The sequence below is a fragment of the Neisseria sp. 23W00296 genome (assembly GCF_044772855.1).
Lineage (GTDB): Bacteria > Pseudomonadota > Gammaproteobacteria > Burkholderiales > Neisseriaceae > Neisseria.
Genome location: NZ_CP173024.1, coordinates 1,597,056 through 1,610,383, shown reverse-complemented (window position 1 = coordinate 1,610,383; position 13,328 = coordinate 1,597,056). Strand labels below are relative to the sequence as shown.

At 55.3% G+C, this 13,328-nt stretch carries 14 protein-coding genes and 3 pseudogenes; 9 read left to right on the top strand and 8 right to left on the bottom strand.

Annotated features, from left to right (window positions below):
* Positions 1–394: 394 nt before the first annotated feature.
* The 8 genes from ACG2K1_RS08095 (at position 395) to ACG2K1_RS08060 (ending at position 7,778) form a co-directional block, all read left to right on the top strand.
* Positions 395–2,209 carry a SurA N-terminal domain-containing protein gene (locus ACG2K1_RS08095; protein WP_395429157.1) on the top strand — a complete coding sequence of 605 codons (1,815 nt, stop codon included), beginning with the start codon at positions 395–397 and terminating at the stop codon, positions 2,207–2,209.
* Between the two features lie 120 nt (positions 2,210–2,329).
* Entirely contained in the window at positions 2,330–2,893 is a 564-nt protein-coding gene (locus tag ACG2K1_RS08090) for a hypothetical protein (RefSeq protein WP_009426839.1), read from the top strand.
* Positions 2,894–2,997: 104 nt separating this feature from the next.
* On the top strand, positions 2,998–3,945 hold the full coding sequence (trxB, locus tag ACG2K1_RS08085; RefSeq protein ID WP_395429156.1) for a thioredoxin-disulfide reductase: 948 nt from the start codon (positions 2,998–3,000) through the stop codon (positions 3,943–3,945).
* Positions 3,946–4,190: 245 nt separating this feature from the next.
* Positions 4,191–4,682, top strand: a complete 492-nt coding sequence (locus ACG2K1_RS08080; RefSeq protein WP_009426841.1) for a peptidylprolyl isomerase — start codon at positions 4,191–4,193, stop codon at positions 4,680–4,682.
* Positions 4,683–4,794: 112 nt separating this feature from the next.
* Entirely contained in the window at positions 4,795–5,844 is a 1,050-nt protein-coding gene (gene recA / locus ACG2K1_RS08075; protein ID WP_395429155.1) for a recombinase RecA, read from the top strand.
* Positions 5,845–5,920: 76 nt separating this feature from the next.
* The gene (locus ACG2K1_RS08070) at positions 5,921–6,049 is read left to right on the top strand and encodes a hypothetical protein (protein ID WP_009426843.1); all 129 of its coding nucleotides are present in this window, start codon (positions 5,921–5,923) and stop codon (positions 6,047–6,049) included.
* Positions 6,050–6,110: 61 nt separating this feature from the next.
* Positions 6,111–6,872: a glycosyltransferase family 2 protein gene (locus tag ACG2K1_RS08065; RefSeq protein WP_009426844.1), complete on the top strand. Its 762-nt coding sequence runs from the start codon at positions 6,111–6,113 to the stop codon at positions 6,870–6,872.
* Positions 6,873–6,962: 90 nt separating this feature from the next.
* Entirely contained in the window at positions 6,963–7,778 is an 816-nt protein-coding gene (locus ACG2K1_RS08060) for a sulfite exporter TauE/SafE family protein (RefSeq protein WP_395429154.1), read from the top strand.
* A 223-nt stretch (positions 7,779–8,001) separates the two neighbouring features.
* Here the strand turns inward: ACG2K1_RS08060 and ACG2K1_RS08055 are convergent.
* The 3 genes and pseudogenes from ACG2K1_RS08055 to ACG2K1_RS08045 form a co-directional block, all read right to left on the bottom strand.
* A pseudogene (locus ACG2K1_RS08055) lies at positions 8,002–8,849 on the bottom strand (IS630 family transposase).
* Positions 8,850–8,912: 63 nt separating this feature from the next.
* Positions 8,913–9,359 carry a hypothetical protein gene (locus ACG2K1_RS08050; RefSeq protein ID WP_402835805.1) on the bottom strand — a complete coding sequence of 149 codons (447 nt, stop codon included), beginning with the start codon at positions 9,357–9,359 and terminating at the stop codon, positions 8,913–8,915.
* Positions 9,360–9,430: 71 nt separating this feature from the next.
* Positions 9,431–10,007, bottom strand: a pseudogene (locus ACG2K1_RS08045) (IS1595 family transposase); the annotation flags it as partial.
* Between the two features lie 38 nt (positions 10,008–10,045).
* Here ACG2K1_RS08045 and ACG2K1_RS08040 point away from each other — a divergent pair.
* A complete protein-coding gene (locus ACG2K1_RS08040; protein ID WP_402835802.1) occupies positions 10,046–10,699 on the top strand; it encodes an IS1595 family transposase in 654 nt (217 codons plus the stop codon).
* A 17-nt stretch (positions 10,700–10,716) separates the two neighbouring features.
* Here the strand turns inward: ACG2K1_RS08040 and ACG2K1_RS08035 are convergent.
* From ACG2K1_RS08035 to ACG2K1_RS08015, 5 genes and pseudogenes are all read right to left on the bottom strand, one after another.
* Positions 10,717–10,833, bottom strand: a pseudogene (locus ACG2K1_RS08035) (IS1595 family transposase); the annotation flags it as partial.
* 118 nt (positions 10,834–10,951) lie between these two features.
* Positions 10,952–11,605 (bottom strand): IS1595 family transposase, encoded by a 654-nt coding sequence (locus ACG2K1_RS08030; protein WP_402835800.1) that lies wholly within the window; start codon positions 11,603–11,605, stop codon positions 10,952–10,954.
* 154 nt (positions 11,606–11,759) lie between these two features.
* Entirely contained in the window at positions 11,760–12,107 is a 348-nt protein-coding gene (locus tag ACG2K1_RS08025) for a hypothetical protein (protein WP_395429451.1), read from the bottom strand.
* Between the two features lie 18 nt (positions 12,108–12,125).
* The gene (locus ACG2K1_RS08020) at positions 12,126–12,458 is read right to left on the bottom strand and encodes a barstar family protein (RefSeq protein WP_036495991.1); all 333 of its coding nucleotides are present in this window, start codon (positions 12,456–12,458) and stop codon (positions 12,126–12,128) included.
* 265 nt (positions 12,459–12,723) lie between these two features.
* Positions 12,724–13,263: a CreA family protein gene (locus ACG2K1_RS08015; RefSeq protein ID WP_395429450.1), complete on the bottom strand. Its 540-nt coding sequence runs from the start codon at positions 13,261–13,263 to the stop codon at positions 12,724–12,726.
* Between the last annotated feature and the right edge of the window lie 65 nt (positions 13,264–13,328).

The following is a 13,328-nucleotide window of genomic DNA, read 5'->3' as shown; positions in this document are numbered from 1 at the left end:
TGTTTTTGGTAAAAATACCCGCCTGCCGCGTCAAAAATGCCCGCAAGGTGTCCAAACTTGCTGTGCTTTTTTCCTTGCATTCGGGCATTTTTTACTCAAAAAACCGTCCCGCAAGTTGAATGCCAACAGACCCTAGGCTGCTTTCAGACGGCCTTTGCCCGATTGAGGCCGTCTGAAAACCGGAACGGAGCAGGGTAGGGCGAACCTGTCCGGGCGGACTTTTTGAAATTTTCTCTGATTGATGCAGTCCAAAAGCCGCCGCCGCCCGCCCGGGCAAAAGGCCGTCTGAAAGCCCGAAACAGGCTTTTCAGACGGCCTTTTTCCGTGTTTCTGGTACAGGCGAAATCGGTTACAATGGCGCCCTTTTTTTACCTACACAACCGGCATTCACACCATGTTTTCCACCGTAGAAAAATACCGCGGCCCGGCCAAAATCCTGCTGGGTCTGATTGCGCTCACCTTCGTCGGCTTCGGCGCGGGCGGCATCATCGCCGCAGGATCGGACTATATCGTCAAAGTCGGCGGCGAAAAAATCAGCACGCACAGTGTGCAGCAGGCGCAGCGCGACGAAAAACTGGGCAGTCCGCAAGATGCCCTGACCGTGCTGACCGAACGCGCCTTCCTCACCGAAGGCGCGAAAATGATGGGCATCGCCGTGTCCGACGCGCAGTTAAAACAGGTGATCGTCGACGATCCGGGTTTCCACGACGAAAACGGCCGCTTCAACGAAACAAAATTCCGCAACTTCCTGCAACAGAGCGGCATGAACGAAGAGCAGTTCCTCAATACTCTGCGCCGCCAGTTCCAGCTGCAAAACCTCGTCAACCTCGCCGCCAACGGCAACATCGTCACCGACGCGCAATACGCGCGCTACGCCGAAACCGTGCTGGCCGACCGCACCGTGCGTACCGTGATGCTCGACCCGAAAAACTTTGCCGCGCAGGTGAAGGCCGACGATGCCGCGCTCAAAGCCTATTACGACAAAGACAAAAGCAAATACGTCCGCCCGCAGGCTGTGAAATTCCAATACATCGAACTTTCCGCCGACGCGCTGGCCGACAAACAGACTGTGGGCGAAGACGAAGTGAAAAAAGCCTTCGACGAGCGGCAGAAAGCTGCCGGAGCGCAGCGCGAAGTGTCGCACATCATGTTTAAAGCCGCCGCAGCGGACAAAGCCGCCGTGAAGGCCGAAGCGGAAAAAGTGCTGGCCGAAGCCAAAGCCGCGCCCGACACCTTCGCGGATCTGGCGCGCAAATATTCGCAGGACGAAGGCACGGCGCAGACAGGCGGCAGCCTCGGCGCAATCGGCAAAGACACGCCGCTGCCCGAAGCCTTCAAAGCCGCCGTTGCCAAACTCGGCAAAGGCGCGACAGAGCTGGTGGAAACCGACGAAGGCTTCCACATCGTGCACATCGACAACGTCCGCGGCTCGGAAAGCTTCGACGAAGCCAAAGCGCAGATCGAAGCCGATCTGAAACGGCAGAAAGCGCGGCAGACGCTGACGAAAACACGCGAAATCCTGCAACAGGCCGCTTTTGATTCACCCGACAGCCTGAAAGCCGCCGCCGAGAAAACCGGCCTGCAGGTAAAAGAAGGCGGCGACTGGCTGACCAAAGACAAAGCGCAGCAGGCGCAGCTGCCCGCCGATTTGGTGGAAGCCCTGTTCGGTGACGAAGTGTTCAAGAAAAAACACAATTCCGACCCGATTGCCGTGGGCGAAGGCTACTGGGTGGTACGCGCAAGCGAAACCCGCGAAGAGAGCACGCCCTCGTTTGAGCAGGCAAAAGAAGAAGTGCGCGCCGCCTACCTCAACAGCGAATCGGCCAAAGCCGCGCAGGAGCAGGGCAAAAAACTGCTGGCCGAGCTGCAAAAAAGCGGCAAACCCGAGCTGGCCTGGTCGCCCGTCGAAACCCTGAGCGCCGCCGACGCCCGCATGCGTCTGCCGCCGCAGGCACTCGCCGCACTGGCCAAAGCCCGCCCGGCAGAGGGCAAACCGGCCTACGTTCTGCTCGAAGGACTGCCCGTGCCCGTGCTGATGGAAGTGCAGTCGGTGACCGTGCCGCAGGCAAGCGCGGAGGAGAAAAACCTCGTCCGCAAACAAATCGCGCAGCAGAGCGCCATCCGCATGTATTCGAGCCTGCTGGACTATCTGAAAAGCAAAATCAAGCTGAAACAGGGACACCAGAAACTCGAATCGTCGGGACAATAGCGCCTGAGGCCGTCTGAAAGCGCCGCATCTGCCGCGCCCGTTTTCAGACGGCCTTGATTTCCCCGCCGCCGCGCCCTATATGGAGGCGCACATTCCCACAACACACGACAAGGAACCCGTATGAAAACCCGCTACATCCTTCCCGCCCTTGCCGCCCTCTCCCTCGCCGCCTGCGGCAACGACAGGCAGGCCGAACTCGAACAGCAGCTCAAAGACCAGCAGCAGCAAATCGCCCAATTGCAGGCGCAGGCCGCTTCCGCCGCCGACCAAACCGTCTACCGGCTCAACCCCGACGCGGTAAACGAAACCCTGTCGGCCGAAGCGCAGGAAAAAGGCAAAAACGGCGAAACCGTTACCGGCAGCGACGGCCAGCAGTATGTTTACGACCATTCCAGCGGCAACTGGCTGCTGCAAAGCCTGGTCGGCGCGGCCGCAGGCGCGTTTATCGGCAACGCGCTGGCCAACCGGTTCAGCCGCGCCCCCGTCACCCCCGCCACGCAGCAGGTACGCAGCCGCTACGAGCAGCAATACAAAGGCAAACGCCCCAACGTGCCGTCCTCCCTGCGTCCGAGCCGCCCCGCAGGACAACAGGCCGGCGCCTACCGCCCCACCGACCGCGCCCAGCCCAACTACCGCCCGCAGCGCCGCAGCGGCGGATTCTTCGGCGGCCGCCGCCGCAGATAAACGTTCAGACGGCCTCAAAGCGTTTTTTACACATTGAGGCCGTCTGAAAGAGAAACCGCCTTTTCAGACGGCCTCCGTCATGCAGGTGCAACGAAAGGAAACCCATGTCCCAACACCACAAACTCATCATCCTCGGCTCCGGCCCCGCAGGCTACACCGCCGCCGTTTACGCCGCCCGCGCCAACCTCAAGCCCGTCATCATCACCGGCATCGAACAGGGCGGCCAGCTCATGACCACCACCGAAGTGGACAACTGGCCGGCCGATGCCGAAGGCGTGCAGGGCCCCGAGCTGATGGCGCGTTTCCAAACCCACGCCGAGCGTTTCGGTACGGAAATGGTTTTCGACCAAATCCACACCGTCGATTTGCAAAGCCGCCCCTTCAAACTCACGGGCGACGCGGGCGAATACACCTGCGACGCCCTTATCGTCGCCACCGGCGCCTCCGCCAAATACCTCGGCCTGCCCAGTGAAGAAACCTTTGCCGGACGCGGCGTATCCGCCTGCGCCACCTGCGACGGATTCTTTTACAAACAGCAGCACGTCGCCGTGGTCGGCGGCGGCAACACCGCCGTAGAAGAAGCCCTTTACCTTGCCAACATCGCCGACACCGTTACCCTTATCCACCGCCGCAGCAGCTTCCGCGCCGAAAAAATCATGATCGACAAACTCATGCAGCGCGTGGCAGAAGGCAAAATCATTCTGAAAACCGATGCCGTGCTGGAAGAAATCCTCGGCGACGACAGCGGCGTAACCGGCGCGCGCATCAAGTTTCACAACGGTGCGAGCGAAGACATCGCCGTCAAAGGCGTGTTCATCGCCATCGGCCACAAGCCCAACACCGACATCTTCAAAGGCCAACTCGACATGGACGAAACCGGCTATCTCAAAACGCGCGGCGGCAGCGGCGGCGATGTCGGCGCAACCAACATCGAAGGCGTATGGGCAGCGGGCGACGTGAAAGACCACACCTACCGCCAAGCCATCACCAGCGCGGCCTCCGGCTGCCAGGCCGCCCTCGACGCAGAACGCTGGCTCGACAGGCAACATTAGGGTGTGTTGACAATCAGCGTTTTGGCGGCTTTTCCGCCATAAAACGGCATCTGCCGCGTTGCAAATCCTCGCAAGGTGTCCAACCTTGCTGCGGTTTGTGCCTTGCATCTGCTGTTTTCTGACGCAAAACCCGCTTCGCAAACCAATTGTCAACAGCCCCTAATCCGTACAGGCCGTCTGAAAGCCCGAAAGCCTTTTCAGACGGCCTCCTCCCTCCCTCCATCCGTATACATAAAGGAAACCCCATGATCAAACTGACCACCAACAAAGGCGTCATCACCCTCGAACTCGATCACGAAAAAGCACCGCTTACCGCCGCCAACTTCGAACAGTATGTGAAAGACGGCTTTTACGACGGCGTAATCTTCCACCGCGTCATTCCCGGCTTCATGATCCAAGGCGGCGGCATGAACCCCGACATGGGCGAAAAAGCCACCCGCGACCCCATCGAAAACGAAGCGCAAAACGGCCTTTCCAACGACAAATACACCATCGCCATGGCGCGCACCCAGGCGCCGCACTCGGCCTCGGCGCAGTTTTTCATCAACACCAAAGACAACGGCTTCCTCAACCACACCTCGCCCAGCCTGCACGGCTGGGGATACGCCGTTTTCGGCAAAGTGACCGACGGCTTCGACGTGGTGGACGCCATCGAGAAAGTCGCCACCAAAAGCCACGGCTACCATGACGACGTGCCCGTAGAGCCCGTTATCATCGAAAAAGCCGAAATCGTATAAACGGCTTGTCGCCGCAGGAGGCCGTCTGAAAGGGCGAAACGCTTTCAGACGGCCTCCCCTTATGCGATAATCCGCGCGTTTATTTTCACTGTTTCCCAAACACGAGAACATCATGGCAGAAGACAAAAGCAAAGCCCTCGCCGCCGCCCTGGCGCAGATTGAAAAACAGTTCGGCAAAGGCTCCATCATGAAAATGGACGGCAGCAGCCCCGACGAAGATCTGCAGGTTATTTCCACCGGCTCGCTCGGCCTCGATCTGGCACTGGGCGTCGGCGGCCTGCCGCGCGGCCGCATCGTCGAAATTTTCGGCCCGGAATCTTCCGGCAAAACCACCCTGTGCCTGGAAACCATCGCCCAATGCCAAAAAGCGGGCGGCGTATGCGCCTTTATCGACGCCGAAAACGCTTTCGATCCCGTTTATGCCCGCGCCCTCGGCGTCAAAGTCGAAGACCTGCTGGTCTCCCAGCCCGACACCGGCGAACAGGCGCTGGAAATCTGCGATATGCTGGTGCGCTCCGGCGGCGTGGACATGGTTGTCATCGACTCGGTTGCCGCCCTCGTGCCCAAAGCCGAAATCGAAGGCGAAATGGGCGACAGCCACGTCGGCCTGCAAGCACGCCTGATGAGCCAGGCGCTGCGCAAACTCACCGGCCACATCAAAAAAACCAATACCCTCGTCGTTTTCATCAACCAAATCCGCATGAAAATCGGCGTCATGTTCGGCAACCCCGAAACCACCACCGGCGGCAACGCGCTCAAATTCTATTCCTCCGTGCGCATCGACATCCGCGGCAGCACCCAGATTAAAAAAGGCGACGAAAGCCCCATCGGCAAAGAAACCAAAGTCAAAGTCATCAAAAACAAAGTCGCGCCCCCCTTCCGCACCGCCGAGTTCGACATCCTCTACGGCGAAGGCATCAGCTGGGAAGGCGAGCTGATCGACATCGGCGGCAAACTCGGCGTCATCGAAAAATCCGGCGCCTGGTACAGCTACAACGGAGCGAAAATCGGCCAGGGCAAAGACAACGTCCGCATCTGGCTGAAAGAAAATCCCGAAGTTGCGGGTGAAATCGAAGCGAAAATCCGCGAAAAAGCCGGTGTGAACATCCAAATCACCGAAGGCACGCGCGACGAAACCGACGGCGACGAGCCCGAGGAATAATCCCGGCCAAACCCGCACATGCCGTCTGAAAACATAAAAATGCCTTTCAGACGGCCTGCCGCAACAAGGAAACACCATGCAAAACTTCCTCTTCACCTTCACCGCCGTCACCGTCGGCGCGTTCATCGCCGCAGGCATCTACTTCTTCGTCGGCGCGGTCAGAGAAGGCCGCGAAGAGCGCGAACGCAACCGCATCAGCCAATAAACGGCAGGCCGTCCGAAACCCCTCCGCGTTTCAGACGGCCTTTTGCACACAAGGACACGACATGGCCGACATCAGCGTTTTAATCCTGGCGAAAAACGAAGAAAAAAACATCCGCGCCTGTATCGAAAGCTGCCCCTTCGCCGCCGAAACCATCGTTATCGACGATTTCAGCGACGATGCCACCGCGCAAATCGCCGAAGAGTGCGGCGCGAAAGTCATCCGCCGCGCCCTGAACGGCGACTGGGGCGCACAAAAAACCTTTGCCGTACAGCAGGCATCCTGCCCGTGGATTTTCATCATCGACGCCGACGAACGCTGCACGCCCGAGTTGGCCGCCGAAATCTGCCGTGCCACCGATGCCGGAGAACAAACCGCCTACCGCGTCATCCGTACCAACCACTTCGGCGGCCGCCCCGTCCTGCACGGCCCGCTCAGCCCCGACCGCGTCACCCGCCTGCTGCCGCGTGAAGGCGTGCGCGTCGAAGGACTGGTGCACGAAAAAACCGTCCACCCCTATCCCGAAAAAGACCTCGCTGCCCCCATGCTGCACTACACCTACGAAGGCTGGGATCAGTATCTGGCGAAAATGAACCGCTATTCCGCCCTTTCTGCCGAGCGCTATCTGCGCGAAGGCCGCCGCCCGCGCCCCTTCGCCGACCTCTGGCTGCGCCCGCAGACGGCCTTCGTCAAAATGTATTTCCTCAAACTCGGCTTTCTCGACGGCGCATTGGGCTACGCGCTGGCGAAAAACTACGCCAATTACACCCTCAACAAATACATCAAACTGCAGGAAATGTATGTGCGGCAGACAAGCCGCTCCTGAATACTCATGCCGTCTGAAAGCCCCGTCGGGTTCGAGATCCGTTGAAACCCCGCTTTCAGACGGCCTTTTTGCCAACAGAAAGAAGCAACCATGTGGACACCCGAAACCATCATCATCCTGCTGGCCGTCGGCTCGCTGGCCGGCATCATCGCCGGTATGTTCGGCGTCGGCGGCGGCACCATACTCGTGCCGCTGGTATTGTGGATTTTGCAGATGCAGGGCTTGGAGCAGTCGGCCTACGCCCAGCACACCGCCATCGGCACATCCTTTGCCGTGATGGTGTTCACCTCCTTCTCCAGCGCCCTGTCGCAGCACAAAAAAGGCGCGGTTGACTGGCGGATTCTGCAAAGCATGATTCCCGGTGTCCTGGCCGGCGTTGCCGCAGGCGCGCTGATTGCCCGCTACCTGCCGAGCAAAGGTTTGCAGATTTTCTTCACCGTCTTTATCGGCATCATCGCCGTGCGCGCCCTGATGGGCATCAAACCCTCGCCAAGCCGCCACCTACCCGGGCGCGGCGGCCTCTTTGGCATGGGCGGACTCTTCGGCATCCTGTCGAGCTGGATCGGCATCGGCGGCGGCTCGCTCACCGTGCCCTACCTCACCTTCTGCAACGTCCCCGTCCACCGCGCCGTCGGCACTTCCGCCGCATTGGGCTGGCCGATTGCCGTGGCGGGCGCGGCGGGCTACTGGTACGCCGGAGCAGACAGCCCCGGCCTGCCACCCGCCTCGGCCGGTTTCATCTACCTGCCCGCCGTTGCCGTGCTGGCCGCCGCCACGCTGGTGTCCGCCCCCCTCGGCGTGAAAATCTCGCACAAACTGCCCGCCGCGCAGCTGAAAAAAGGCTTCGGCATCCTGTTGCTGCTGATTACCCTGCGCATGGCTTGGAAAATCGTACACAACTGGTAGGGCGCTGTTGCCGCGGATGGCGGGCGCGCCTTGTCCTCACGCAATGCAAAAGGCCGTCTGAAAGGGTTTCCCCGTTTTCAGACGGCCTTTTATAGTGAGTCAAAATAGAAAAGATATAGTGAGTCAAAATAAAAAAGATACAAGGCAGCAAGCCGCAGACAGTACAGGTAGTACGGCAAGGCGCAGCAACGCCGTAGATTTTTTATTTTGGCTCACTATATAGTCAAACAAAACAAAAAATATCCAACAAAGCCTGCTCAAAAGACAAACAGCCGGACATCACTTTTCTCAGATGCCGTTTGATATTCGCCCACACCTTTTCTATCGGGTTCAACTCAGGCGAATATGGCGGCAGCGGCAGAATGATATGTCCTGCCCTCTGCGCCATTTCACGCAGTACCGCCATCCTGTGAAAACGGGCGTTATCCATAATAATGGCCGAAGGCTCTTTAAGTTCCTTCAACAGAAACTGCCCAAACCACGCTTCAAACAAGCTGCTGTCCATCGTGCCTTTGTAAACCATCAGCGCAATCAGTTTCCCATCCGCACGGGCGGCAACCAATGACATTCTTTCATAGCGTTTGCCGGAAATCCGCGCTTTGACAATCTGTCCCCTCAAGGCATAGGCATACGGGCGGTAATAGAAAGTATCAAAACCCGTTTCGTCCAAGTAAACCTTTGGCATTTCTGAATATTGTTCCAGCTGTTTTCGGTAGGCGGTTACTTTTTGGAGGTCTTGTTCTTTGTAGACGGTTGTCTTTTTTTACGCGTGATCTTGAGTGTTTTGAGCAGGTAGCCGACATTGGATGCGGTGCAGCCCAAGTGCTGTGCTATTTCGTATTGATAGGCATCGGGATGTTCTGCCACATAGCGGCGCAGTTCTTCTTTGTCGATACGTTCCGAATTGCCGCCTTTGGTGCGGTGTTGCAGCGAACCTGTTTCCTTTTTGAGGGCAATCCATTGGTAAAGGGTTCGGTTGGTAATGCGGAAGGTGCGTGCGGTTTGGCTGATGTTGCCGTGCTGTTCGTAGTGGTCTAATGCTTTTTGACGGAAATCGATAGAGTAGGCCATAAAACGGGAACGGGTAAGGTGTGGAGTTAAGGGAGAGAATTATATACTTTTTGTTTTGGTTAACTATAAATAACTTATTATTCCCCAAAAATTTGTTTCTTCCGCCGCTGGTTTGTCAAATAAACTTATTTTTTCAACTAATGAAGAAGATACCTCGCTGCTCATTTCTAAAAAAATTTCCCTATTTGCCTTTAATAAAAATATTCCTGACATAAAAAGCGAATAAGATTTTAGAAAGTAAGGTAATGAGTTGTTTGTATATATAAAATCACTATCGGAAAAATGTTTTTCTTTATTTTTAAACAATACGACACACCCTTTTTCATCTGTCAGGAAATACCCGGCCCAACATTTTCCAAATAAAGAATAATCCAAGTTATTTATTGAAATATCAAATGTTTGTTCTGGAAATTTTGCGAAATAAAAACCCATATTTGGATAGTCTTCTAAAAAAGAAAAAACGTCTCTTTCTATATCATGTATGGTTAATTTTGATTTCTTTTTTTCCAAACAAACTTCAAAGCCATTTTCTTCAAAATACTAAATCGTTTTTGTTTATCATGGGGCTTAGGAAGCAAAAATCATTTCAAAGGATCTTTTCGCAGCATTTTCAGCAGCACTTTGTACAAATCATCATGCCTGTGATTAAAGCGGAATTCGGTTTCTTTCAAGTGCAGGTAAAACGTATGTCGTGCTACGCCGTGAAATTGTATCAGACGGTGTTTTGCATAACTCCAAAACGACTCGATACCGTTGATATGCTGCGCTCCTCGGGCAAATTCATTCTGCCCGTGACGCACCCTGAAATGCTTTGCAAAACCCATATCAACCAAGCCGTGATAACCACGCCGGCCATCAGTATTGATAACACTCTCAACAGAAATGTGCCCGCGTATTACCTTTTGCAGTGTGGCTTTGGACGCATCAGGAACGATTTCCGTATAGACCTTGTTGCCCCGTTTGAGTACGCCGAAAACGACGGTTTTGCCACCGGCACCGCGCCCGCGTTTACCACGGATGCGCTTTGCGCCAAAGTAAGATTCGTCAAGTTCCACAACGCCGTCAAAAGGGGTTTGCCGCTCGCTTTCGACAGCCAAACGCCGGCGCAATTTCAGGAAAGAGCGTGTTGATGCTTCGGACGCTGATACCGGTTAGCCGGGGCTGTACTAGATAAGCAGTCATGTCAGACTGCAAAAATGAAGATAACCCGTTGTAAACTAAAAAAGAGTATTCAAAAGAAACTGCTTCAGTTTTTTGTACTCGAAGTTACTGCCCGTTCGGCTGCTGATTTATTGGGCATCCACCCCAATTCGGCAGTGCTGTTTTACCGTAAGATTCGCGAAGTCATCAGCCATCATCTTTCATTGGAAGCCGATACGGTTTTTGGCGGCTCAATTGAGTTGGACGAGAGTTATTTTGGCGGACACCGCAAAGGCAAACGCGGACGCGGTGCGGCAGGAAAGGTGGCAGTCTTTGGCATTCTCAAACGCGGCGGCAAGGTTTATACCGTGGTTGTTGAAAACGCTAAAAGAGAGACGTTATTTCCTGTTATAACAAAGAAAATTATGCCTGACAGTATTGTCTATACGGATTGTTTGAGCAGCTATGATGTGTTGGATGTAAGCGGATTTACCCACCACCGCATTAATCACAGCAAGCTGTTTGCCGACAGACAAAACCATATCAACGGCATTGAAAATTTCTGGAATCAGGCAAAGCGCGTACTGCGCAAATACAATGGAATCGACCGTAAATTTTTCCCGCTTTTCTTGAAAGAATGCGAGTTCCGTTTTAACTTTGGCACACCCTCCGAGCAGCTTAAAGTGCTGCGCCGGTGGTGTGAAATTTAGGGCTTATCTAGTACAGCCCCGGTTAGCCTGGCAGTATCGGAGGCGGTCAAATCCAAAGCAAACAGCCGCAGGATTTGACGAAATTGCGGTTCGGAAATTTTGCTGAACTTTTGATACTTGTTTTTTAATTTCATTTCAGAAGCTTATCACTGTTTTTGGCGATTTTGCTTCCTAAGCCCCTTATCATTTATCGTCCCTCAATTGATTAAGAAATTCTTGCGGCTCTCTTTTTGGGGCTGTACTAGATAAGCCCTAAATTTCACACCACCGGCGCAGCACTTTAAGCTGCTCGGAGGGTGTGCCAAAGTTAAAACGGAACTCGCATTCTTTCAAGAAAAGCGGGAAAAATTTACGGTCGATTCCATTGTATTTGCGCAGTACGCGCTTTGCCTGATTCCAGAAATTTTCAATGCCGTTGATATGGTTTTGTCTGTCGGCAAACAGCTTGCTGTGATTAATGCGGTGGTGGGTAAATCCGCTTACATCCAACACATCATAGCTGCTCAAACAATCCGTATAGACAATACTGTCAGGCATAATTTTCTTTGTTATAACAGGAAATAACGTCTCTCTTTTAGCGTTTTCAACAACCACGGTATAAACCTTGCCGCCGCGTTTGAGAATGCCAAAGACTGCCACCTTTCCTGCCGCACCGCGTCCGCGTTTGCCTTTGCGGTGTCCGCCAAAATAACTCTCGTCCAACTCAATTGAGCCGCCAAAAACCGTATCGGCTTCCAATGAAAGATGATGGCTGATGACTTCGCGAATCTTACGGTAAAACAGCACTGCTAAATTGGGGTGGATGCCCAATAAATCAGCAGCCGAACGGGCAGTAACTTCGAGTACAAAAAACTGAAGCAGTTTCTTTTGAATACTCTTTTTTAGTTTACAACGGGTTATCTTCATTTTTGCAGTCTGACATGACTGCTTATCTAGTACAGCCCCCTCTTTTTTTTCGCTGGATGTGTATGAGCAGGTAATTTTTGCATAAGCAAGCGTAGCCCGCAGGCTGCTTTGGATGCCGTCTGAAAAGCAGCCTGAAAGTGTTTTCAGACAGCTTTCAGGCTGCCCGAATCTGCCGCAGCAAATAGTCAAACAGCGCGTCGGCGGCGTATTCGGCGTGTTCGCGGCGCACGGGGACATTGAAATAATAGGTCTGGTCGGCGAAGCGCTCGCGGATATGGGCGGGCAGGTCGTAGAGTTCGGCGTAGGCTTCGGCGATTCGGCGCACGGCGGCGGAGACGGTGGCGATGTCGCAATCGCGCTCGGTGATGTCGTAGAACAGGGTGCAGTGTTCGGCATCGAGATTGGCGAGGATGATAACGGGGTAGCGGTGGCGGGCGCAGTAGTCGTAGTGTTCGCTGTCTGCGCTGTCTGCGCTGTTGCGGGTGAATTTGCGGATGGGCATTTTCAGGCTGCTTTAAAGTTAAAAATGGATGGAGACGGTTTTGCCGCAGCGCGGCTGCTGCCGGTATTCGCGCCATATGGCGAAATGGTCGGCGATTTGGCGGGCGAGGGCGGGGGTTTGGTTGTGTAGTTCGCGCAGGTGTTCAAAGCGGATGCGGATACGGCTTTCAGACTGCCATGCCAAATCGCGCATCAGGTCGTCCAGCGCGTCGGCATTGGGACAGGGCCGGGGGAAGGACAGGACTTGGGCGATGCGCTCGGCAAAGGCGGCTGCGCTGCGCAGGTGGCGCAGGCTGATTTTGACGGTGAGGGTGTCTGGGGCGGTGAGGGCGGATTGGGTGAAACGGGGCATGTTTTTTTCTTTTTTGGGCAGCCTGAAACGGGGTTCGGTAGGTCGGACATAGATGCCCGGCCTGGACGGCTGTTTGAAGGCCGTCTGAAAAGTCAGTTGTGCGGCAGAGCTGTATGGTTTACGGTTGTTAAGGCCGTCTGAAACGCTGTGTGCCGCAGTTTGAAGTGAATCGGATTTGCAGGTTTTCTTTGCTTTGAGGCCGTCTGAAACGGTGCTTTAACTTGGTTGGAGCTTTGTTTTCAGACGGCCTTTTGCAGCGGGAGGGTCAGCGCTGCGGGGCGGGTTGGATGATGCAGGCGCCGACGGTTTCGCGGCCTGCGGGGGCGGGCTGCGGGGCGGCGGCTGCGCCGTGGCAGGAGAGGGCGCTGAGGGAGTTTTTCGGCGAGCCTTGGATGATTTTGTCGCTGTATACCATGTAGGCGAAGGCTTTGCGTTTGGGGTCGTAGTAGCGCATGATTTGCGTGCTTTTGAAGGCGAAGCTGGCGCTGCGGCGGAAGATTTGTCTGGGTTTGAGCACGGCCTGTTCGGAAAATTCGACGGCGGGGGCGGTCTGCACGCAGGAGACGGAGGCGTCGCTGGCGTCTTCTTCGAGGTTGACGGCTTCTTTGAGGCCGCCTTTTTTGGCGTAGGATAGGTAGCAGGTGACGCCTTTGACGTCTTCGTCGTCGAAGGCTTCGATTTCGATGCGGTCGTTTTTGCCGAGGATGCGGAAGACGGTGCTGGCGTCGCCGATTTTGTCGGCATCGGAATCGCAGGCGGCCAGAAGGAGGGCGGCGGCCAGGCAGGCGGCGGTTTTGCGGATCATGTTTTTTCCTTGGGGTGTGTTTTGCGGATGGCCATTCTGCCACAGGGTGCGTGCCGCTCCAAACG

What these genes read in the sequence shown, in the direction of transcription:
- ACG2K1_RS08095 (WP_395429157.1), top strand. Translation starts at nt 395, where the DNA reads ATGTTTTCCACCGTAGAAAAATACCGCGGCCCGGCCAAAATCCTGCTG.
- ACG2K1_RS08090 (WP_009426839.1), top strand. Translation starts at nt 2,330, where the DNA reads ATGAAAACCCGCTACATCCTTCCCGCCCTTGCCGCCCTCTCCCTCGCC.
- trxB (WP_395429156.1), top strand. Translation starts at nt 2,998, where the DNA reads ATGTCCCAACACCACAAACTCATCATCCTCGGCTCCGGCCCCGCAGGC.
- ACG2K1_RS08080 (WP_009426841.1), top strand. Translation starts at nt 4,191, where the DNA reads ATGATCAAACTGACCACCAACAAAGGCGTCATCACCCTCGAACTCGAT.
- recA (WP_395429155.1), top strand. Translation starts at nt 4,795, where the DNA reads ATGGCAGAAGACAAAAGCAAAGCCCTCGCCGCCGCCCTGGCGCAGATT.
- ACG2K1_RS08070 (WP_009426843.1), top strand. Translation starts at nt 5,921, where the DNA reads ATGCAAAACTTCCTCTTCACCTTCACCGCCGTCACCGTCGGCGCGTTC.
- ACG2K1_RS08065 (WP_009426844.1), top strand. Translation starts at nt 6,111, where the DNA reads ATGGCCGACATCAGCGTTTTAATCCTGGCGAAAAACGAAGAAAAAAAC.
- ACG2K1_RS08060 (WP_395429154.1), top strand. Translation starts at nt 6,963, where the DNA reads ATGTGGACACCCGAAACCATCATCATCCTGCTGGCCGTCGGCTCGCTG.
- ACG2K1_RS08040 (WP_402835802.1), top strand. Translation starts at nt 10,046, where the DNA reads ATGAAGATAACCCGTTGTAAACTAAAAAAGAGTATTCAAAAGAAACTG.
- ACG2K1_RS08030 (WP_402835800.1), bottom strand. Translation starts at nt 11,605, where the DNA reads ATGAAGATAACCCGTTGTAAACTAAAAAAGAGTATTCAAAAGAAACTG.
- ACG2K1_RS08025 (WP_395429451.1), bottom strand. Translation starts at nt 12,107, where the DNA reads ATGCCCATCCGCAAATTCACCCGCAACAGCGCAGACAGCGCAGACAGC.
- ACG2K1_RS08020 (WP_036495991.1), bottom strand. Translation starts at nt 12,458, where the DNA reads ATGCCCCGTTTCACCCAATCCGCCCTCACCGCCCCAGACACCCTCACC.
- ACG2K1_RS08015 (WP_395429450.1), bottom strand. Translation starts at nt 13,263, where the DNA reads ATGATCCGCAAAACCGCCGCCTGCCTGGCCGCCGCCCTCCTTCTGGCC.